Raw genomic sequence first — 20,939 nt, 5'->3', positions numbered from 1 at the left:
TCAACCTTATTTCCTAGAAAGTTTTACTCGTTCAAGGCCGAATTTGAATTCTTTTCTGAACAAAACCCCCTACTATCTGTTGTCAAGGTTCAGTTTTTAGCTTGGTTATCGCTTTTTCCATTGTAGCTTAAAGCCGTCCTAAAAGGACGGGGTTTTAACCCAAATTTTCGATAAATCGCGTCTTTGCAGATTAGCCACCTGAAAATTGATGTTTGTGCCAATTGCGGGGATGAGCCTTTTTCTGTCAACTCTTGAGGTTGACGCGTTTCATTTTTGAATTGGCACATTCAGTCATCATTGATGGTATAAAAGTAGAATAGAGAGATTATACTGAGTATAGAAAAATTACAGCTTTGTTCCTAAAGATGAAGTGTAACCTAATTTGGTATCGAATCCTGACGACCGGCTCCCCAAAACGAAAACTTTGTACTTCACCATTAAGATAACTGCTATAAGATGAATTTATTAGAAGAAGTTAAGGCAAAAACTAAAGAATTTCGTACCGATAACTATCCTATGTCAATCGGAGAGATTATTAGTCTTTATAATAACAAAGAAATGACAATTAATCCAGATTTTCAAAGATATTTTCGTTGGACAATAGCCCAAAAAAGCCGATTCATAGAATCGATACTATTAGGAATTCCTATTCCCTCTATTTTTGTCTATCAGAGAGAAGAAGATAGTGTTTGGGAATTGGTGGATGGATTACAAAGGATTTCAACAATTTTGGAATTTGTTGGCGATTTAAGAGATGAGGACGATGAAACTAAGAAAAAACCAAAACTGGTGCTTCAAGGTACTAAGTTATTACCTAGCTTAAACGGAGTTATGTGGGAAGGTGCAGAGGAAGGAGAGTATAATTTGCCCCCATCTCTAAAAATAGATTTCAAAAGAGCGAAAATACAGGTTCAGATTATCCAAAAAGAATCGGATAAAAATGCTAAGTTTGAAGTTTTTGATCGTTTAAATACCGGTGGCTCTTTTTTATCTTATCAAGAGGTGCGTAATTGTCTTTTGATTATGCTAGATAAAAGCCTATATAAGTGGTTAGAAGACTTGGCAGAAAATGAGAACTTTAAAAATTGTATTTCCCTATCCGAGCGATTAAGACAAGAACGCTACGACTTGGAACTAATTCTTAAATATTTTGCCCTGTCTTCTCCCACATTTGATCCAAAATCATTGAACAAAAAAGAGGTTAATGAATATTTGACTGACTATCTGATAGAATTATGCAATTCCACCACTTTTGATCGTGTGTTAGAGCAAGAAAAATTCGCTAAAATGTTTTTATTGCTTGATCAAGCGACGAATGAAGATACTTTTACCAAATATGATGGAACAAGATTTAAGGGTAAATTTCTCGATTCTGCTTATGAAGCGATCACCACAGGATTACGAGAAAATATTGATGATTACTCTACTCAAGATATTGAACTGCTAAGAACAAAAATTCAGGAAATGTGGTCAGAATCTGACTTTATTTATAACATCGGTACGGGATCGAGAGCTAGAACTAGAATGCTCAAAATGATTGAATTTGGCAAAAAATATTTTAAAAAGTAATGAGTAAAGATAATAGAACTATCGAAATTCTCCAGAAAAACTTAGATGAAGATATGGCATGGCGAATTAAAGAACTTAGTATTTTAAAAAATAAAATTTCTCCACAAAAAGGAACTGAGCAAGATGTATTAATTAGAGCCGGAATAACCACTCTCTATGCCCATTGGGAAGGTTTTATTAAATATGCAGCAGAATGTTATTTGCAGTTTGTTTCCTTAAAAAAATTAAATTATCATGAACTGGATTACTGTTTCGTTGCCCTTAGTTCTAGAAAATCTATAAATGAGTTAATAAAAACCAATAAATTTAAGTTACAAAAAGAGATGATCAAAAATTTACTTGATAACCTAGAAAATACAGCTTCTATACCCCACGAAAATATTATTAACACCAAATCTAATCTCAATTTTGAAGTTTTCACTGATATCTGTACTATTCTAGGAATTGATGATAGTGATTATCAACTTCGGCAGAAAGCTATTGATGAACAACTTCTCACCCAAAGAAATAAAATTGCTCATGGCAAGTATTTAACTATCGATTATGAAGAATACATCAGTATTTATAATTTAGTAATTGAATTAATCAGAAATTTTAAAGATGATCTATTAAATGCCGCCGTGACGGAACAGTATAAAAAAGTCAAAAGTATATAGGGTTAATACTAAATCCGTTGAGTATGCGCTACATATCAGAACAGGCACTCATGCAAGAGACAAAAGGGGAAATAAATAATCAGTTTTTAATAACCGGATTTAGTATGACTCCATGACTATCAAGAACTGTTCCAATAGTGGCAAGAGACGAAGTGACTAATTGGAGTAACTTGTCTTTTGTCTCTGCCAAATTCTTATCTTCTGTATTGCGCTGTAAACTTTGAGTATTATAAATTTTTTTAATTAATTCTTCACCAGCAGAAAAAACATTACTATCTGAATATTTGGTTGTACTGGCTTCTTCAAAAAATATATTAATTCCCTCTGACCATTCAGCTTTTAACTCTAAGTCATCTACTTGCTCTAATAGATTATTACTAAGAGATTGAAGTTCTTGAAGCTGCGTTTTGACATGAGGTGCTTTCGCATAAATTCTTCCCCAAGTGGCCAAAAAATCAAAAGTTTGTTCGGCAATTAAAGGGGTTCCGTCCGCAAGACTAACTTTAAAAAAAGCGTCGAGGGCAGGGGCAAGAAGCGCAAAAATTGGTAATTCCCAACTATTGACAGAAGCGGTAAGAACAAGTAGGCTGATTCTAGATGGACTATCAGGGGGAATACTATTGCGAGATAAAATTGACGCAATAAATAACCAAACAACCTCATTGTTAATCTCGCTGTCATTCTGTAGAAGCTTACGTCCCAATACCCCTAAGCCGATTTCTGAAGCTTTGATCGATCCCAGTGCCAACAGAGCGGCAAACTCTCTAACATGACTATCCACCCTTCTCAGATTGCCGAAAGCTCTATCAATTTCTTCTCTAGCGTTATCACTATCGCCAGAGTCTAAAAATTGTTGTACTCTTCTAAGCATCGTTGTCATTCTGTTTGGGGCGAAGGGATAAAGGTAAGACCACTGCGAATTTCAATATCTACACGGGCGTTTTTAGTTTTACGTTTAGAATCCTGAAATGAGTGCGGTTGTGCCTCTGGAGTGACACCACCTTGCTCACTAGCATTTGTAACAAAGCGTTCAGCTTTTCTAAACGCTTGTTTCCGTTCCTCTCGTTGACATTCGCTGCATTGCCCTTTAATATTAGCAAGAAATGATAATCCTTCTTTAGCAGTAACAGGATTTTTTCTTGCCCAAGAACAACTGTATCCACCCTCTTGCTGGATATCGTCTCCTTGAGCTTGTACCCTCCCACGATAAGGTTCTGACGAACTCGACATATTAAATGTTCAAATTTATTCATTTAAGACAATTATATAGTAATTATCAGCAAAAATGTCAAACAAAGCCCAAATACTTGATTAGAATCAATTATCAAAAGTTTAGCTATAAAATTATGTAGAATGCTTTCGACGACGTACTGGGAAATTACCTGACAAAAAAAAGTTGATAGAACCAAAACGGTCTATCAACTCTTAAAGTTATCCATTCAAGAACTAAAAATTAACGTTCCTGAAAGACGATTTTTTTGTCCAGGGAAGGACGGTTATTCGACTTAGAGGGGTACTTACTACCACCACTGCGGGGAGTTTTATTAATCACCGGTTTACTGCTCGTCGGTGCGGGAACTTCCCAATCGGTTTTCATCCACTGGGGACAATTTTGATCGTAGATCATTTGCAGGGCAGCCGCCGCAATCGCTTGGGGATCGTATTCTTCACTTAAATCCCGCACTAAAGGCAAGAAAGAAGCCATACGTTCCCCCGATAAAGCCTCTTTTAGCTGATTTTGCAGCTTGGCCAGGCGTTTTGCTTCTACTTCGGTGCGGCTAGGAATGGGACTAGATTCCAGACGTTGACGCAGACGCTGTTCAATCTGACGCAACAAACGCCGATCGATCGGTTCTACTAAAGATATAGCAGTTCCCGTTTTACCAGCGCGGCCGGTGCGGCCAATGCGGTGAATATAGGTTTCGGCATTATCCGGCAGATCATAGTTAATAACGTGGCTGAGATTTTCCACATCTAGACCGCGGGCTGCAATATCCGTAGCTACCACTAATTTAATTTTGCCCTCGCGGAAACGTTGCACCAGTCGTTCCCGTTGCACTTGGCTTAAGTTACCGTGGTATTCATCCACAGTTTGCCCCGCTTCTTGCAGTTTGCTGGTTAATTCGGCCGCGGTTTGCTTGGTGCGGACGAAAATAATCGCCGATTCTAGGGGTTCGATCTCTAACAGGGGTTGCAGGACTTTTAATTTCGTCCAACCGCGAGGGATCATATAAATTTTCTGCTCGATTTTAGCAGGAGCGGCCTGGGGTTGAGAAACCGTCACAGAAATGGGAGATTTCAAGAAATTAGCGATTAAATCGCGGATTTCCCGGGGCATAGTTGCCGAGAAACAGGCGGTTTGACGGGTGGAGGGGGATGCTTGCAGAATTTTCTTAACATCATCGATAAAACCCATACTGAGCATTTCGTCCGCTTCATCGAGGACTACCCAGTTTAGGGATTCGAGATGGAGTTTTTTGCGATCGAGCAGATCAATTACCCGGCCAGGAGTCCCGACCACAATCTGGACACCTTTTTCCAGACTGCGGATCTGACGTTCCATGGATTGACCACCACAGACTGTCAGGATAAAGAGACGACGGTCATCAGAGAAATCTTTGATGGCGCTGGCCACCTGTTGGGCTAATTCCCGGGTGGGGGTGAGGATTAAAGCTTGAACGTTAGGATTTTTGGTGTCCATGCGTTCCAGTAAAGGCAGGGAATAGGCGGCAGTTTTGCCGGTTCCCGTTTGTGACATTCCTACCATGTCATGCCCTTCTAGAAGGAGAGGGATGGCTTTGGTTTGAATTTCCGTGGGGGTGGTGAATCCAAGCGTTTCTAGGTGTTGAAGACGGCTATCGGATAAACCTAAATTGTTGAAACCAGTGGTCATAAGGGTTGTTTTGTGGGAATTAAATAAGAAAAATGGAAAAATTAGACTATTTCGCCGTAGAGATCGTAGGTATCGGCCGCAGTGATTCGGACCTGTACGATCGCACCTAGAATCGCCTCCCCTGTCACATAAACCAAGCCATCCACTTCCGGGGAAAAACGAGCGGAGCGCCCGATTAATTCTCCTGTTTCCGGGTTTTCCTGTTCGATGAGAACATCGACAGTGTGACCTATATAAGCTTGATTTTTGCGCTCCGAGATTGGTTGCTGAGTTAACATCAACCTTTCGCGGCGTTCGTCCATAATTGCCTGTGGCACTGGATTGGGCAGGTCAAAAGCGGCGGTACCTTCTTCGGCGGAGAAGGTAAACACCCCGACGTGATCGAACTCATGACGCTTGACAAATTCCAGCAGATGGCTGAAATGTTCCTCGGTTTCTCCGGGGAAACCGACGATAAAAGTCGTTCGTAAAACCGCGTTCGGGATAGCTTGCTTGATCCGCTCGATAATGCCATCGTTGACTCGTCCTTGCCAGGGACGGTTCATCGCCCGCAGGATGTCGGGATGGGAATGTTGTAGCGGCAAGTCTAGATAGGGTAAAACATTCGGGGTCTCTCGGATCGCCTCGATAACCTTTGGCGTTAACCCGGTCGGATAAGCGTAGTGAACGCGAATCCAAGGTATATCGACTTCTCCCAGCGCTCGCAAGAGTTCCGCTAATTTGGGTTCGCCATATAAGTCTAACCCATAATTGGTTGTTATTTGCGAAATGAGAATTAATTCTTGGACTCCTTGGCTGGCTAATTGTCGCGCTTCGGCCACAATCGACTCGATCGAGCGGGATCTTTGATCACCGCGCAGGTGGGGAATAATACAGAAAGCACAGCGATAGTCGCAGCCTTCGGCTACCCGCAGATAGGCGACTCCTTCGGTAGTGGTGCGATAACGGGGCAGATTTTCGTCGGCGATAAAGGTGGGATCGGCGCTGACTTCTTTGACTCGTTCTCCCGTCTCTACCCGTTCGACAATCTCGACAATTTTCTGATAATCCCCCGTGCCGACAATGGCCACGGCTTCCGGCAATTCCGTCAGGAGTTCATCTTGGAAATGTTGGGCCATACAGCCGGAGATAATAATTTTTTTATTAGCTTCCGCCAGTTCCACGAGGGTGCGAACGGATTCTTCTCTAGCTGCTTGAATGAAACTACAGGTATTAACGATAACGTAATCGGCCAACTCCTCGTCATTATCTACGGGATAGCCGGCCTTGGCCAGCAGTCCTAACATATGCTCGGAGTCGATCCGGTTTTTCTCACAGCCTAGGTGTGAGATGGCGATGGTTGGCTTATTGCCCATGCGATCGAGTATCAACCAAATCCTAAACTTCTCTAATGTTAAGACATTTTAACGGATTCCGGACTTGATAAAATCATTAGCAGTTAAAATAATTTCCCCCCCGTGGAACCGTGGGTAGGCCTTCACCCTGTTAAAATGGGTGAGCGGCGCCTGGTTGGGGACGCTAAGAGTAGTAGACGCTGTGAATTTAATTGCAACTTTCAAGACAAAAAACCCGATTATTGGCGTAGTTCATCTCGCCCCCCTGCCCACTTCCCCCCGTTGGGGTGGTAGTCTCAAGACGGTGATCGAGCGGGCTGAACAGGAGGCGACGGCTTTGGCTGCTGGTGGTGTTGATGGTTTGATTATCGAGAATTTTTTTGATGCCCCCTTTACTAAGCAACAGGTGGATCCCGCCGTGGTTAGTGCCATGACTTTAATTGTTGATCGCATTAAAAATCTGGTGGTCTTACCGATTGGTCTTAATGTTCTCCGCAATGATGCCCATAGTGCCTTAGCGATCGCTACCTGTGTCAATGCCCAATTTATTCGAGTTAATGTGCTAACGGGAGTTATGGCCACCGATCAGGGCATTATTGAGGGTCAAGCCCACGAACTCCTGCGTTATCGGCGCGAATTGGGGTCTGAGGTCAAAATTTTAGCGGATGTTTTGGTTAAACACGCCCGCCCCTTGGGAACCCCTAATCTGACTACGGCGGTGCAAGATACGATCGAACGGGGACTAGCAGACGGGGTGATCCTCTCCGGTTGGTCCACCGGTAGCCCCCCTAGTTTTGAGGATTTGGAACTGGCAGTGGCGGCGGCCAAGGGAACACCGGTTTTTATCGGCAGCGGGGCTGATTTGGACAATATTGGGCGGTTGCTGCCGGCTGCCGATGGGGTGATCGTGGCTAGTTCCCTCAAGCGTCATGGCAAAATTACTGAACCAGTGGATCCGATCCGGGTGTCGCAATTTGTGGAAACGGCCCGGCAGATCAACGATCAAAAGGCAAAAATTGATAATTCGCTGCCTTCTTTGCCTCTGTCCACATAACCCCTTGCTAGAATGGCGGATAGTTTCAGGGGATAGCGATCCTAAGTTTTTAGGAATTGAAAACGTCCTAATTAACACAATATGGTTAGGGAATTTTTCCTTTCAACAAAGTACATTTAGATTTCTCTCCTGACTCCTGACTCCTGACTCCTGAATTCTGCTGTAATTTAATCTAAATAATATTATGCGTCGTCGTTCTGTACCTTGGATTCATCGCTACTCCCGGCCCCTAATTGGGGGCGTTTCGATCGTGGGGGCGATTCTGACCGGCTATTTAACCATTACCAAACTGACGGGAGGGGCTGCAGCCTGTACCGCCGGGGCTAGTGATGGGGCTGGTTGTACTGGTGTGCTTAATAGTCCCTACGCTACGGTGTTCGGGCTGCCCTTGAGTTTGTTCGGTTTTTTGGCCTATATTGCCATGGCGGTTTTTGCCCTCACTCCTCTATTTATTAATGGGGAAACTCAGAAAAATCTCCGCAAAAGTTTAGAAAATAATACTTGGTTATTGCTGTTAGCGGGGGCGACGGCGATGGCGGTATTTAGTGGTTATTTAATGTATATTCTAGCCACGGAATTAAGGGAATTGTGTCCCTACTGCATCACTTCGGCTTTGTTCGCTTTAACTTTATTAATTCTCACAATTGTCGGTCGTGAATGGGAAGGTTTAGGACAAATTATACTGCCGATGGTTGTGGTGGCCATGGTTACTTTGGTGGGAACTTTAGCGGTTTATGCGGGAGTAAATTCCCCGACGGTGACAGGAGGAAAAGAAGAAATTACCCGGCCAATGACAGCTGCTACACCTCCCTACGGTTGGGAAGTAACCACGGTTTCGGGAGAGGCAGAAATCGCCTTAGCTAAACATTTAAAAGCAATTGGTGCGAAAGAATACGGGGCTTTTTGGTGTCCCCACTGTTACGATCAAAAACAGTTATTTGGTAAGGAAGCGGGAGAAATCCTCAAAAAAGAAAGGGTTTATATCGAATGCGATCCCCAAGGGGTTAATGGTAATCCCCAAGCTTGTCGCGATGCCGGAATTAAAGGTTTCCCCACTTGGATTATTAAGGGTCAAGAATATTCGGGAACCCAAAGATTAGAGAAATTAGCGGAGATTTCTGGTTATACCGGCCCGATGAATTTTAAATATACAGTTCCGGGACGCAATTAGGAAAATATTTCGGGGCTGAACAAGGTTCAGCCCCGAAATTTTATGGTGTTTGTTCTCTAGATAAAGTAGAACCTGAATTTTGATTTTAGCAATAGAGGGAGATTGAAAGTTGCCAGATTTTGATCAACCTATACCCCAAGAAAAACTTGACATTATTGAGAAAACTAGAGCCAATTTATTTGTTTGGCGAGGTCAGTTTTCACCCCAACTGATAGAGACTATATTAAGTTTCTATTGCCCATCTAATTCGGTCATTCTCGATCCTTTTGTGGGTAGCGGAACTGTCTTACTAGAGGCAAGTTATTTATCCCTAGAAGCTTATGGATTTGAGATTAATCCCGCTGCTTATATCATGAGTCGTACCTATGAATTTATCAATGATTCTCAAAAAAAAGAAGTTCTTAAAAACCTGAGAAATATCGTCGATCAAGAATTTCCTTTGAGAATTTTTGAAGTCAGTGACCAAGTAGAAAATTTAGTAGATAAATTGCAAAATACTAGGAATATGCTACCGGATCGGTCAAGGGTTTTATTTGATGCTTTGGTAATCCTTCTTGATGTGTGTAACAATAAAATTACTCAGGAATTTATTCAGAAAAAATTTTTACATCTTAGCAATATAATTACTAAGCTACCTTACTCTCAAAAGCCGCTCAGGGTTGGATTATCTGATGCTCGTTCTCTCCCACTAAAAAATAATCAGATAGATTTTGTTGTGACTTCTCCACCCTATATAAATGTTTTTAATTACCATCAAAATTATCGTCAATCTGCTGAAATCTTAGGATGGGATTTACTCAAGATAGCCAAGTCAGAAATTGGCTCTAATAGAGCAAATAGGAGTAATCGTTTCTACACTGTAGTACAATACTGTTTAGATATGGGTGACATTTTAAAGGAACTGGCGAGAGTCAGCAAGCAGCAAGCAAGAATTGTTTTAATTGTAGGACAAGAATCTAACGTTCTTGGCGTACCTTTTTATAATGCTGATATTATTGAAAAAATAGGGGTCAAAGCCAAACTATTTCAGAAAGTATTAAGACAAAAAAGAAAATTTAAGAATAAATTTGGTAAAGTTATTATAGAGGATATAATTAATTTTATCAACCTAAATAATCAAGTTAGCCAAGAGGTAATAGAACAAATTTCTAGAGAGGTAGCATTCGAGGTATTGGAAAGCAGTAGGCTTTTTGTATCTTCAGAAAACCAGCTATGTTTAGAATCAGCAATTGCCAAAGTCAATAATATTCAAAAAACACCAATTTTAGATAAGAGATTATATATTGACCTTTGAACATCAACAAAAATACATGAACGAATTTTCCCGTCCTCACTACACAAAACTAACTGCCTGTCTTAACAATCCTCGGTTGCCAGAAGCTGATCGGGAACGTTTAGAAGAAGCTATTATAAAATATCGCCAGTGGATTATCGAGTTAGAATCGATTAATTCTGGTCAAGCAGATGCAGTAGAAAAGCTAGTGTCAGCTACTAACCGATATAAGCGTTTTATTGAACTTGACTTAATTTTTGATAGTTCAGATAACTTTTTGTATAGACAGAAGGGACAGTTAAAATTAGACAATACTATATTAGAAGAATTTTTACCCCAGCTGGTTTTCCGTAGTTTACAAGGAATAGATAACTCTTTTGAATTGGGTCCAAGAAATACCTTCTCTGGACTAAGTTTCCTATCCTCTCTCGGCAATATTGGTCAAGGTGGTCAAGCAAATATTAGAAGCAAAAATCAGGATTTTATACTGGTCAAAAAGTTATATCTAAAGTCATCTTTTGACCCAGAATTTCAAAATCATGAATTGATTGAGTCTCATCTTGGCTATGTTTGTGCAGAGTGCAAAACTAATTTAGATAAAACTATGTTTCAGGAAGCTGTAGCCACAAGTAGAGATTTAAAAATTGCCGTTCCTAACTCTTTATATTTTTTGATTTGCGAATTTCTTGATATGACACCAGTTTCAATAATTTCTACTCAAATTGATGATGTGTTAATTATACGAAAAACTAAGCGTATGACCGCTAATCTTCGACAAGAGTATCGCTCCTCAAAAGCAAGACAGCTGCACAGACAGGAATATGTAGATTTTTTGGATGCTTCTCAATATTATCCCGATGTGTTTCAAAGGATGATCGATAAAATACAAACTCATATTGATAATACAAACCCATCACTGGAAAATGTTTTATATCAAGGATATTTCTAAAAATTTTCTCGACATCAAGTTTAGCTACTTTGATTTATAATAAAAACGTAGATAAGTTGCTAATTATCGGTTATGACTCAGGTAAATCTACAAAAAGCCGCTAATATTCTCGGTGTAACTACCGCAGAAATACTAACATGGCAAAAGAAAAAATTAATCAAAGGTCAGAAAATCAATCAAGTTGATTGGTTATTTGATCTCGAGCAATTAACCAATCTTAAAAATAACCAATCCCCCGGAGAATTGAGAATTTTACAAACTGTTGAGCCAACTAATTACACGGTTATCGAATTATTTGCTGGCTGTGGTGGTATGGCTTTAGGTTTAGAAAATGCGGGACTAAAAACCCAATTACTGGTGGAAATTAACCAAGATTGTGTTAATACTTTAAGGCTCAATCGACCCCAATGGAATGTTATAAATCAAGACATAAAAAAGATTAAATTTTCCGATTTTATAGACAAAATAGATATTGTAGCTGGAGGTTTTCCCTGCCAACCTTTTAGTTATGCTGGGTTAGGAAAAGGATTAGAAGATTTGAGAGGAAGCCTATTTTTTGAATTTGCTCGTTGTTTACAGGAAGTGCAACCTAAAATCGCTATAGCCGAAAATGTTCGAGGATTATTAAGCAATAAAAAAGGAGAAACCCTGCAATTAATGATGCAAGCTTTACAGGAAATCGGTTATTATGCTGCTTATCAAGTTTTATCGGCTCAATTTCTTGATGTTCCCCAAAAAAGAGAAAGATTAATTATTATCGCCACCCGTCAAGACCTAAATATTAAACCGATTTTTCCCCAATATAAAAACTATACTATTTCTCTGAAAAAAGCTCTAGAGAATTGTCCAAGTTCTCCAGGAGTAGAATATAAAGAAAGAAAAAAAGAGATTATGTCCTTAGTTCCCGCAGGAGGAAATTGGCGAAATTTGCCGATGGATATTCAAAAAGAATATATGAAAAATAGTCTCAAAAATCACGGCGGACGGACAGGATATGCTAAAAGATTATCTTGGGATGAACCGGCTTTAACTATTACCTGTAGTCCGGCACAAACCCAAACAGAAAGATGTCATCCCCAAGAAACTCGTCCTTTGACTGTGAGAGAATATGCACGAGTGCAGTCCTTTCCCGATGATTGGCAATTTACCGGTAATTTAACCTCTCAATATCGACAGATTGGTAACGCGGTTCCCGTTAATATGGCCTATCATCTTGGTGGCTGTTTAATTAATATGTTGCAAGGGGATTATCTGGGGGAAACACAGCCAAAAACCGAACAGTTAAGCATTCCGGGGTTAGAAGTTAATTAATTTTGACTAAAAGTAAATAGTTTTTACCTAATCAGCAACAGCAGCAGAAAAATTAAGTAGTTATACTAAATCCGTTGAGTAACGCACAGAAAACGGGTTTCTCCGAGAAACCCGTTTTCTACTCATGCACTCATGCAAAAAGGGGAATGAATAATCAGTCTTTAATAACCAGATTTAGTATAACTACTTCTTGCATGAGTTCCTATCCTCAGCCAGAAATTGATTTTGTCCGATTTTACTGTCCGGGATCTGTAGGGTTGATTCATGAATCAACCCTACCCCACCAGAAATTGATTTTGTCCGATTTTACTGTCCGGGGGGAATAACCTCTAATGGAATACTTTCAGTTTCTCCATCTTTAGATGGATTGACATCGGGACTTTGTTCTGCATCTGGAGTTTTTTCCACCGCTTTGGTTTCTGAGGTGGGGGGATTTTCGGGGGGTACTTCTGGACTGGGGTTCTTTTCCGGGATGGGGGTGAATTCCACCGGGGTTTCCCTTTCAGGAGAGGGGGAAACTTCGGGGGAAGGTTCGATATTACGGGTACTTTCCGCGGGAGTTTCTTCTATCCGGGGAGATTCTGGGGTAGTTGCGGGGGTAGTTGCGGGGGTGTCTTCCCTGGTTTTTTGTTCTTCCTGGGGACAGGCTGCCGATTCTAAACCGAGATGACATCGGACTTCCTCCCGTCCCAAAGACACGGCAATTCCCGACACCGACATTAATAAAGCTAGGATGGGTAAGATATTCTTCATAAAATTAGACTTGATTCTACTCCTCGACATCACATTGTCTATTTTAGATAGGATCGAACTGATATTGAGAACCCTTTGGCCCCTCATTGCCGCGATTAGCGCGTACTAGGGGAACTTGATTAAAAATGTTAAAATCCGTGGTGCTTCCCTGCAAGGTGATTCCTCGATTTAAAGTTTCGACTACAGTAGCACGGTCAGAACTTTTAGCGATCGCTTTTCCTAATACTTTCATGGTATCGTAGGCGGTAGCAGTACGCCAACTGACGCGACCGCGCCAACTTTTCAGCGCATCTTTGGCAAAAGGATCCGTTGCTTGGAAACTCCAAGGTACTGCTAAAACTAATCCGTCGATGCTATCGGCTCCTTGAATAAGTATATCGGGTGTATAAAGTTCATTTCCGCCTAATAATAGCATTCCAGACGATTCTTGGGCAATAGCCACGGCTTGATCAATGCGATCGCCATCTTTACTCAAGGCCAAAAATACCACCTTAGCGCCGGCTTGTCTTGCCTGATCTATGGCAGTTTTAGCATTAAAATTGGCTTTAGTTGTGTCTATTTCCTTAACTATCTTGCCTCCTGGTTGCTTTATTGCTTTAGCAAAGGAATCCCTTAATTTTTGACTATAGGGACTATCGGAATTATAAAAAAGAACCACTGACGGAGACTTCTTTTGCTTACTAGCATAATTAGCCAAAGTTTTGGCCACTGCTTCCAGATAACTACCCAAAACTTCCTGAGATTTATCCTTAAGGGGAATAGTTTTCAGGGTTAATTTTCCCGTTTGACTAACACTGGTAGTCAGGGGAGAGAGAATCGCTAATCCTTCTTTTTCGTAACTTTCAATCGCTTTTTGACTAAAAGGATCGATTCCGTGGCCCATAACTGCCAAAACTTGACCGGATTGAATCAGATCATCGGCTATCGCTTTTGATTGTAACCCACCACCATCATTAGCGATGACTATTTCCAAAGGATTACCCGGATTAGAATTATTAAACTCCTCTTGATACCTGGCCACACCTCGGAGAATTTCCTTGGCGCTGTTGGGGTCGTTAGCGATGGGGACAACGACGGCTATAGTATTTTGATTACCTTTTTGTCTAGCTTTGGCGTTATTGTAATAGATTTTGCCCTCCGGGTCGTTTGCTTGGGGAGTGGCCGCCAGTTGGTAAACTGCGATCGCATTTGCCCAATCTTCCTTTTTAAAGGCCGCTGCGCCTTTTTCTTTGTTAGGAGTGGAATTAAGCAGTATTTTCTCACCTTGGCTAAATAAATCGGGATTTTTAGCCGTATTACTCACAAAAGTTGCCTTAGATTGCCTATCTGGGGTTTTTTCCCCGACAACTGGGGAAGTATCGGGTTTGGGAATCAGCATTTGCAATAGACTCCAACCCCCTAAACCTGCGGTTAAAGCGGTAATTATCAAAGCGAAGGGAAGTAACCAGTTAGATTTTTGGCCGACTCTAGTTGTACCCCCCGGGGAGACCACCACCGTGGTTTTAACCGTCGTTGTTACGGGATCCATCGCTTCCCTAGGCAGGCCACAGATAGGACAATCAGGAGTAGTATTTTCGCAGGGTTCATGACCTCCCGCAATCGCTTGCGGATAAGTTTTACCATCTTTAGGGATACCGTCACATTGCCAAGTAGTCATAATCAGTTATCAGTTATCAGTTATCAGTTATCAGTGGGTAAGTTATCAGTGGGTAAGTTAACAGTTATCAGATGTGAGTTTTTAAGTGAGCAGTATTAAATAGAAGTTTCTTGCCATCTTTTCACTGTTTACTGATCACTGTTTACTGATCACTGTTTGAGGACGTTGTCGTAAGCTTTGGAAATAGAGGCCACCGATAAGCAGTAAAAAGAGGATATAGGCAACAATTTGACTGATATAGAGGTTTTGACGATAACCAAACAGAGATTTGAGGAGGAGTCCGGGGAAAGTGCGATCGCTCAAAATTTGGGAACCGTCCCAAACTTGAAAACCGAGAAGACAGGAGGAGGGGAGAGAAGGACAGAAATGGCGATAAAAAGGGTCAATTTCACTTAAAAGACTGATTCCTGCGTCGATATGTTTCAAAACACCGATGAGTAATCCCGCAACGATTAAGAGGAGGAAAGTCCCCATAATTTGGAAAAAGAGACGGATATTAATTTTTACTCCCCCCGCAAATAGGAGAATTCCCAACAAGGTTGCGACACTTAACCCCGCTATCGCGCCGAGAGTTTGTATCTGCCAATCTTTTTGGAATTGGGCCAGGATAAAGAGGACAGTTTCAAATCCCTCCCGCAAGACAGCGATAAAAACGAGCAGAAAAATCGCTTTTCCTGCCCCATTTTCCGCTTTTAAACCCGCTTTTACCGCATTTTCTACCTCAGATTTCAAAGATTTGGCCTGTTGAGTCATCCAAATTAACATCCAACTCAACATCAAAACGGCAATTAGTCCAAAAGTGGCGGCCAGTAATTCCTTGATCATTGGTACAAATGGACTAGGAGAAGCATCCACTTGCAAAAGGATTCCCCCTAGCAAAACACCGACCAAAACACTAGCGACTACTCCCGCACCAATACCACGATACACCCATGAGTTAAGTTGCGATCGACCGGATTTTTGTAAACAAGCGAGGACAATTCCCACCACTAAAGCGGCCTCGAAACCTTCCCGGAGAGTGATAATAAAAGTGGGTAAAGCGGAACTGAGATTCATAAGCTAGTCGATAAACTCTAGCTTTGATCCTAGCTCAAGCAAAATCCCGCAGCATCTTGCGAATTTCCAGATTGTGTAATTCTTCTTGTCCAATCATACCGCGAGCGAATTCTTCTAGGTAAATACTGGCATCTTCGACGGTTTCTAGGAGTGCTTTGTACAAATCAAGGGATTTTTTCTCATGATTGAGGCTCTCACTCAAGATTGCTTTGATATTATGTTCATAGCTTTCCTCGATGGGGGCAATTTTTAAACTAGGATGACCTTCTAAACCGGTGAGAATTTCCCCAACTTGTTGCGCGTGGGTGAGGGATTCCGTGGCCTGAGTCTGGAAAAATTGGACGATGGGGATGCGATGGGGACCTGTCACCATCAGGGAATAGTGGGTATAACGGACAACTCCCGCTAGTTCAAATTCCATGATTTCGTTCAGTTGTTCGATGGTTTTGTCTCTGTCTAGTTCTCGCATAGGATTCTCAATAATTTTTCTCTAATTGCAATTGTAGCTAATCCAAACCGGCTAAATGAATCTAAAAACCTTGTTGGCTAATATTTTTAGGCTTTTTTGCCATTAAAAAAGTGCCAGATATTGGAGCAACCGGGGGGACATTTTAGGCACTTTTTCCCTGAAAATGCCTAAAATCCCACACCCCACGAAAAACCCTTTCAGCAAACCCTAGGTGCTGCAAAAAGACTTTAGCTGGGGTAATAGCAACTCAAGAGGTCATTAAAGGTTTCATTTTGCCTTAAACCATCGAAAACAAAGTTACTACGCGCTAATTCGCCGCAAATATCTGGTTCTATGTCTAGAGCTTCCCGTAAACAGTTGATCGCTTTTTGTTGTTGACCGAGAGCGGCATAACAGCAGGCGGCATTATACCACGCATAGCGATCATCTCGATCGATTTTTAACGATTCTTCATAACAGGCGATCGCTTCTGTTAAACGCTGTAATTCCTGTAGGATCACACCCTGTTGATACCAGGACCAGTAATCTTGCGGTCGGATATCGAGGGCGGTACGATAATTAAATAAAGCCTCTTGGGGATTGCCCCAATCCCGGAAAGCGTCGCCGCGACGATACCAGGCCCAATAATCCCGGGGTCGCGCTCCCAAGGCCAGATCGTAGGAAGTAATAGCGCGTTCGTAATTTTTCAGCAATCGATAGGCCTCCCCTTGCCGGTAGGCCGCCCAATAGTCCCCCGGACTATGACTTAGGGCCCGTTGAAAACAAGCGATCGCTTTTTCGTAGTCCTTTAATTCCTGTAGATAAACACAACCTTGATCGTACCAAGCCCAATAGTTATCGGCCTTTACCTGTGCGGCGTTAGCGTAACTTTCAGCCGCTTCTTCATACATTCCCAAGTCTTCTAGTATCATACCCCTTTTGTACCATGCCCAATAATCATCTGGATAATATTCTAAGGCTTTTTCGTAGCTGATTAAGGCTCCAAAATAGTCCATTCTTTCTTTTAAAATATTGCCTTGGTCATACCAATCCCGATAGGTATCCGGACGGCATTCGAGCGCTCGATAGACAGTGAGTAGATAGTTCATAGTTATTAATCTTTAACGGAGGCAGGAGTCGGTCGTCAGGAGGCAGGAGAATTAAGAATGAGCATTAATTAGGGCTGGCTGAATAAATGTGAAATGTAGGCAAGGTAAGGGTTTTGTGGCTTTACGAGCGAAACAGGTGCCAGATTTTGAGAGAATCATGCTTCAAAACCTTGTGTCTTCATCGGCCCGCGTCCTGTAGGGGCGAAGCATTCGGGCAATAACCTATCGGTGAAACCGTAGATTTTCTATCCGAATGCTTCGCCCCTACTTTTTGCCGCAAACCCTAATTAGAGCCGTCAGTCTTATCAGTTATCAGTTACCAGTTATCACTGGGGGTGTTCAGTGAGCAGTGGCGGAAACGGCGATCGCAATTGATCGCCATTCCTAGTTATACTTTTAGAACAGATTCAGATCCGTTAAAGCGCCGAGACTGCTAGAGGAGACTAACTTGGCGAATTTGCCGAGAATTCCCGTTTTATAGCGTGGGGGCCGCGGTTGCCAATGGTTACGACGACGGGCCAATTCTTCCTCCGATACATTTAACTGCAAGAGACGCTGACGAGCATCAATAGTGATTTGATCCCCCTCCTCTACCAGAGCAATTGTACCACCCACCGCCGCTTCCGGAGCAACGTGACCGACCACCATGCCATAGGTTCCCCCGGAAAAACGACCATCGGTAATTAATCCCACGGAATCCCCTAAACCGGCGCCGATAATTGCCGAAGTGGGGGCTAACATTTCCCGCATACCCGGTCCGCCTACTGGTCCCTCGTAACGGACAACCACCACATCCCCGGCTTGAATTTTTCCAGCTAAAATTGCCTCTAAACAGGTTTCTTCCGACTCAAACACCCGCGCAGGTCCGGTGATGACTGGAGTTTTCACGCCGCTAATTTTAGCCACGGCCCCCTCTGTGGCCAGATTTCCTTTTAAAATGGCTAAATGACCCTCTTTATAGACAGGATTGCTAAAAGGACGGATAACGTCTTGGCCTGAGGGCGGTTGGTCGGGAATATCGGCTAAAATCTCGGCGATAGTCTGACCGCTAATGGTGAGGGCATCCCCGTGTAGTAAACCATTAACCAGGAGAATTTTCATCACTTGGGGAATACCGCCGGCTTTATGCAGATCCACGGTAACGTAACGCCCGGAGGGTTTAAGGTCGCAGATAACCGGTACACGCTGGCGGATGGTTTCAAAATCATCGATCGATAATTCTACCCCGATGGTGCGGGAAATGGCTAAAAGGTGCAGGACAGCGTTAGTGGAACCTCCCACCGCCATAATTACCGAAATAGCGTTTTCAAAGGCTTTACGGGTCAAAATTTGGCTAGGGAGAATCTGTTTTCTAACCGCCTCGACCAAAACCTTGGCCGATTCTTCGGTACTATCGGCTTTTTCCGCATCTTCGGCGGCCATGGTCGAGGAGTAGGGTAAACTCATCCCCATGGCTTCAAAAATGGAAGACATGGTATTAGCAGTAAACATTCCACCACAGGAACCGGCCCCGGGGCAAGCGTTGCGTTCAATTCCGATGAGGTCTTCTTCACTGATTTTACCGGCGCTGTACTGTCCCACGGCTTCAAAGGAACTGACCACGGTTAAATCGCAATCTTTGTAGCGCCCCGGTTTAATCGTGCCACCATAGACGAAAATAGCGGGAATATTCATCCGGGCCATGGCAATCATTGCCCCCGGCATATTTTTGTCACAACCCCCGATAGCGAGGACTCCATCGAGACTTTGACCATTACAGACGGTTTCAATGGAATCGGCGATTACTTCCCTAGAAACGAGAGAATATTTCATCCCTTCTGTTCCCATGGAAATCCCGTCGCTAATGGTGATAGTCCCGAAAAGTTGCGGCATTCCCCCCGCTAATCTCGTGGCTGCTTCGGCACGCATTGCTAAATCATTAATTCCCATGTTACAGGGGGTAATGGTGCTAAATCCGTTAGCGATGCCGATGATTGGTTTGCTAAAGTCCTCATCCCCAAAACCTACCGCTCTTAACATGGCCCGATTCGGACTGCGTTGGGTACCTTGGGTAACAATGCGACTTCTGTAGTTATCTGCCATAACTTTATCTTTCTCCAATGGCGGCTGATGTGTGCGATCGCTGCTCAAGTTCTCTAATCGCACCTTTATTTCTATTTTCTGACTTTTGGCCGCTCTGAGCAGGTTTTAGGACAGCCCATCTCTAAAGAAAATATAAAACTGTGGGAGTAATGAACTATTCCCCACCGCTTCGCCAAGGGGCGAGTTTCTGACGCTTCTTTGTCGATGGTGGTTGGTGCGGACGGTAATGATTTGGTAGTAGTGGCGTAGCCCTCTTGCTTGAAGTGTGTAAAATATTTGTCATAAAAACAATTGGCTCAAATCAGTTTTTAATGAAGCGGTGTTATCATTTTAGCATACTTAACTCAGATAAACCCTAAAGGCTCTCCTAGAGTAGTTATGTAAAAATAGTAACAATCAAGGAAGATATTGAGACTTAAAGTTATCTCAAAAAATAGTTAGAATCCTTGGTTTGACAAGAAGATAGAAACTGTTATAGGCTAAAAGACATAGCTCAAGCCGAGTCTAAACTTAACATTTTATTATATAGGAAGGGGTTATGCTGTCACTTCACTGGCAAAATTGAGATGCTTCCAGCAAATATTTAAGGTAAAATTAGATAGACTATCTCCAAAACTTAATTAACAATTAGGAAACTAAGTCAATGCTACAATCAGTTAAAGGCATTTATAGACAAGGAAAGATCGAGCTTTTAGAAACTCCCAATAACCTAGAAGAAAGTTCAGTTATTATCACATTTTTAGAAGATAAACCAATCCAAAAATATCCCAAATTAATGTGCTTTGGAATGTTCACGGGGGATTATCAATCTACAGAAGAAGATTTTTCATTCGCCGAATTTCAGGGCGATGCAGATGACCACTTAGATTGGTCTTAAACCGATGAAATATGTGCTGGATACTCACGCCTTAATTTGGTTTTTAGAAGGGAATCCCCGATTGGGAAAAAATGCCAAAACGATCCTTTCTGACCCGAACAGTGAATTAGTTTTACCGGCTATTGTTTTAGCTGAAGCGGCTTGGATTGTTGAGCGAGGCAGAACATCAATCCCTTCGGTTTTAGAATTATTTAGGGTTTGCTGAATAAATCTAAAAACCTTGTTGGATAGGGTTTTTAGACTTGTTTTCCCTCAAAAAGTGCCGACCTTTGGAGTGATTGGGGGGAAAATTCAGGTACTTTTTCCCTGAAAATTAGGTAATTGGCCACCTCAAAACCGGTAAAACCCCACACCCTACCCCCAGGAAAAACTTTTTCAGCAGACCCTAAGTAGTCGTGAAAAGCTTAACATGAGCAGGCGTTGGGTTTCATGTTTCAAACCAACCTACGTTCTTTATAGAGTTTGTCAGCGAAACGTTTTTTTGTCTTAAAGTCCAGAAAAAGGGTTTCTCCGAGAAACCCGTTTTCTAGGTGACTTAGAAGGAGAGCTTAGACACTTAGATAAAGAAATTACCCACTGGAATGTTCCCTAAAGCTGGTAAAGTCCCAGTAAATCCAGTGATATTTACTAATAAATCATTGCTGGATTGGAAGCCAGCCGTGCTATCATTAATAACGAGATAAGTTCCAGCTATTGCACCGGTTGTTACCTGCACTAAGGCGGCACTATTAACCCCTAATCCTTGAT

Annotated in this window: 20 protein-coding genes; 9 read left to right on the top strand and 11 right to left on the bottom strand. The window is 42.2% G+C overall.

Annotation, left to right across the window (positions count from 1 at the left end; translation table 11 throughout):
• Positions 1 to 456 precede the first annotated feature (456 nt).
• The gene (locus EWV66_RS04505; RefSeq protein ID WP_052277779.1) at positions 457 to 1,569 is read left to right on the top strand and encodes a DUF262 domain-containing protein; all 1,113 of its coding nucleotides are present in this window, start codon (positions 457 to 459) and stop codon (positions 1,567 to 1,569) included.
• Positions 1,569 to 2,225 carry an MAE_28990/MAE_18760 family HEPN-like nuclease gene (locus EWV66_RS04500; protein ID WP_052277778.1) on the top strand — a complete coding sequence of 219 codons (657 nt, stop codon included), beginning with the start codon at positions 1,569 to 1,571 and terminating at the stop codon, positions 2,223 to 2,225. Before EWV66_RS04505 ends, EWV66_RS04500 begins: the two co-directional genes overlap by 1 nt.
• A 79-nt stretch (positions 2,226 to 2,304) precedes the next feature.
• Here EWV66_RS04500 and EWV66_RS04495 read toward each other — a convergent pair whose 3' ends face one another.
• From EWV66_RS04495 to rimO, 4 genes are all read right to left on the bottom strand, one after another.
• A complete protein-coding gene (locus tag EWV66_RS04495) occupies positions 2,305 to 3,096 on the bottom strand; it encodes a hypothetical protein (protein WP_287108576.1) in 792 nt (263 codons plus the stop codon).
• 5 nt (positions 3,097 to 3,101) lie between these two features.
• Positions 3,102 to 3,455, bottom strand: a complete 354-nt coding sequence (locus EWV66_RS04490; RefSeq protein WP_002741232.1) for a hypothetical protein — start codon at positions 3,453 to 3,455, stop codon at positions 3,102 to 3,104.
• Between the two features lie 223 nt (positions 3,456 to 3,678).
• Positions 3,679 to 5,118, bottom strand: coding sequence for a DEAD/DEAH box helicase (locus EWV66_RS04485; protein ID WP_052277776.1), 1,440 nt, complete (start codon positions 5,116 to 5,118; stop codon positions 3,679 to 3,681).
• Positions 5,119 to 5,159: 41 nt separating this feature from the next.
• Positions 5,160 to 6,473, bottom strand: coding sequence for a 30S ribosomal protein S12 methylthiotransferase RimO (rimO, locus tag EWV66_RS04480; protein ID WP_052277775.1), 1,314 nt, complete (start codon positions 6,471 to 6,473; stop codon positions 5,160 to 5,162).
• A 181-nt stretch (positions 6,474 to 6,654) separates the two neighbouring features.
• On the opposite strand from rimO, the gene btpA reads away from it, so the two are divergent.
• The 5 genes from btpA to EWV66_RS04455 all read left to right on the top strand — a co-directional run bounded on the left by btpA (position 6,655) and on the right by EWV66_RS04455 (position 12,210).
• The gene (btpA, locus tag EWV66_RS04475; protein WP_052277774.1) at positions 6,655 to 7,506 is read left to right on the top strand and encodes a photosystem I biogenesis protein BtpA; all 852 of its coding nucleotides are present in this window, start codon (positions 6,655 to 6,657) and stop codon (positions 7,504 to 7,506) included.
• A 184-nt stretch (positions 7,507 to 7,690) separates the two neighbouring features.
• Positions 7,691 to 8,677, top strand: coding sequence for a vitamin K epoxide reductase family protein (locus EWV66_RS04470; protein WP_052277773.1), 987 nt, complete (start codon positions 7,691 to 7,693; stop codon positions 8,675 to 8,677).
• Positions 8,678 to 8,786: 109 nt separating this feature from the next.
• On the top strand, positions 8,787 to 9,971 hold the full coding sequence (locus EWV66_RS04465) for a DNA methyltransferase (protein ID WP_052277772.1): 1,185 nt from the start codon (positions 8,787 to 8,789) through the stop codon (positions 9,969 to 9,971).
• Positions 9,961 to 10,899 carry a Bpu10I family restriction endonuclease gene (locus tag EWV66_RS04460; RefSeq protein WP_287108572.1) on the top strand — a complete coding sequence of 313 codons (939 nt, stop codon included), beginning with the start codon at positions 9,961 to 9,963 and terminating at the stop codon, positions 10,897 to 10,899. Before EWV66_RS04465 ends, EWV66_RS04460 begins: the two co-directional genes overlap by 11 nt.
• 72 nt (positions 10,900 to 10,971) lie before the next feature.
• Positions 10,972 to 12,210, top strand: coding sequence for a DNA cytosine methyltransferase (locus EWV66_RS04455; protein ID WP_052277771.1), 1,239 nt, complete (start codon positions 10,972 to 10,974; stop codon positions 12,208 to 12,210).
• A gap of 306 nt (positions 12,211 to 12,516) precedes the next feature.
• Here the strand turns inward: EWV66_RS04455 and EWV66_RS04450 are convergent, their stop codons facing one another.
• From EWV66_RS04450 to ilvD, 6 genes are all read right to left on the bottom strand, one after another.
• Positions 12,517 to 12,963, bottom strand: a complete 447-nt coding sequence (locus tag EWV66_RS04450) for a hypothetical protein (protein WP_052277770.1) — start codon at positions 12,961 to 12,963, stop codon at positions 12,517 to 12,519.
• A gap of 43 nt (positions 12,964 to 13,006) precedes the next feature.
• On the bottom strand, positions 13,007 to 14,620 hold the full coding sequence (locus EWV66_RS04445) for an ABC transporter substrate-binding protein (protein WP_287108571.1): 1,614 nt from the start codon (positions 14,618 to 14,620) through the stop codon (positions 13,007 to 13,009).
• A 135-nt stretch (positions 14,621 to 14,755) separates the two neighbouring features.
• Entirely contained in the window at positions 14,756 to 15,676 is a 921-nt protein-coding gene (locus tag EWV66_RS04440) for an FTR1 family iron permease (RefSeq protein ID WP_052277768.1), read from the bottom strand.
• Between the two features lie 34 nt (positions 15,677 to 15,710).
• Entirely contained in the window at positions 15,711 to 16,145 is a 435-nt protein-coding gene (locus EWV66_RS04435; RefSeq protein WP_002731529.1) for a ferritin-like domain-containing protein, read from the bottom strand.
• Positions 16,146 to 16,372: 227 nt separating this feature from the next.
• Complete coding sequence (locus tag EWV66_RS04430) at positions 16,373 to 17,233, bottom strand: tetratricopeptide repeat protein (protein ID WP_072927040.1); 861 nt, start codon at positions 17,231 to 17,233, stop codon at positions 16,373 to 16,375.
• A 396-nt stretch (positions 17,234 to 17,629) separates the two neighbouring features.
• On the bottom strand, positions 17,630 to 19,315 hold the full coding sequence (ilvD, locus tag EWV66_RS04425; protein WP_052277766.1) for a dihydroxy-acid dehydratase: 1,686 nt from the start codon (positions 19,313 to 19,315) through the stop codon (positions 17,630 to 17,632).
• Between the two features lie 643 nt (positions 19,316 to 19,958).
• Between ilvD and EWV66_RS04420 the strand changes: the two genes are divergently transcribed.
• Together EWV66_RS04420 and EWV66_RS04415 are read left to right on the top strand one after the other, a co-directional pair.
• Positions 19,959 to 20,192, top strand: a complete 234-nt coding sequence (locus EWV66_RS04420; protein WP_002763254.1) for a hypothetical protein — start codon at positions 19,959 to 19,961, stop codon at positions 20,190 to 20,192.
• Between the two features lie 4 nt (positions 20,193 to 20,196).
• Positions 20,197 to 20,397, top strand: coding sequence for a type II toxin-antitoxin system VapC family toxin (locus EWV66_RS04415; protein WP_002763255.1), 201 nt, complete (start codon positions 20,197 to 20,199; stop codon positions 20,395 to 20,397).
• A gap of 351 nt (positions 20,398 to 20,748) precedes the next feature.
• On the opposite strand, the gene EWV66_RS04410 is transcribed toward EWV66_RS04415, so the two are convergent.
• Positions 20,749 to 20,939 (bottom strand): bluetail domain-containing putative surface protein (locus EWV66_RS04410; RefSeq protein WP_287108568.1); only part of this gene is annotated, 191 nt, incomplete at its 5' end.

Origin of the sequence: Microcystis sp. M_OC_Ca_00000000_C217Col, assembly GCF_007095585.1 — a bacterium.
Lineage (GTDB): Bacteria > Cyanobacteriota > Cyanobacteriia > Cyanobacteriales > Microcystaceae > Microcystis > Microcystis panniformis.
Note: the sequence above shows the minus strand (reverse complement) of the source record. Positions and strands in the feature narration are given on the sequence as shown.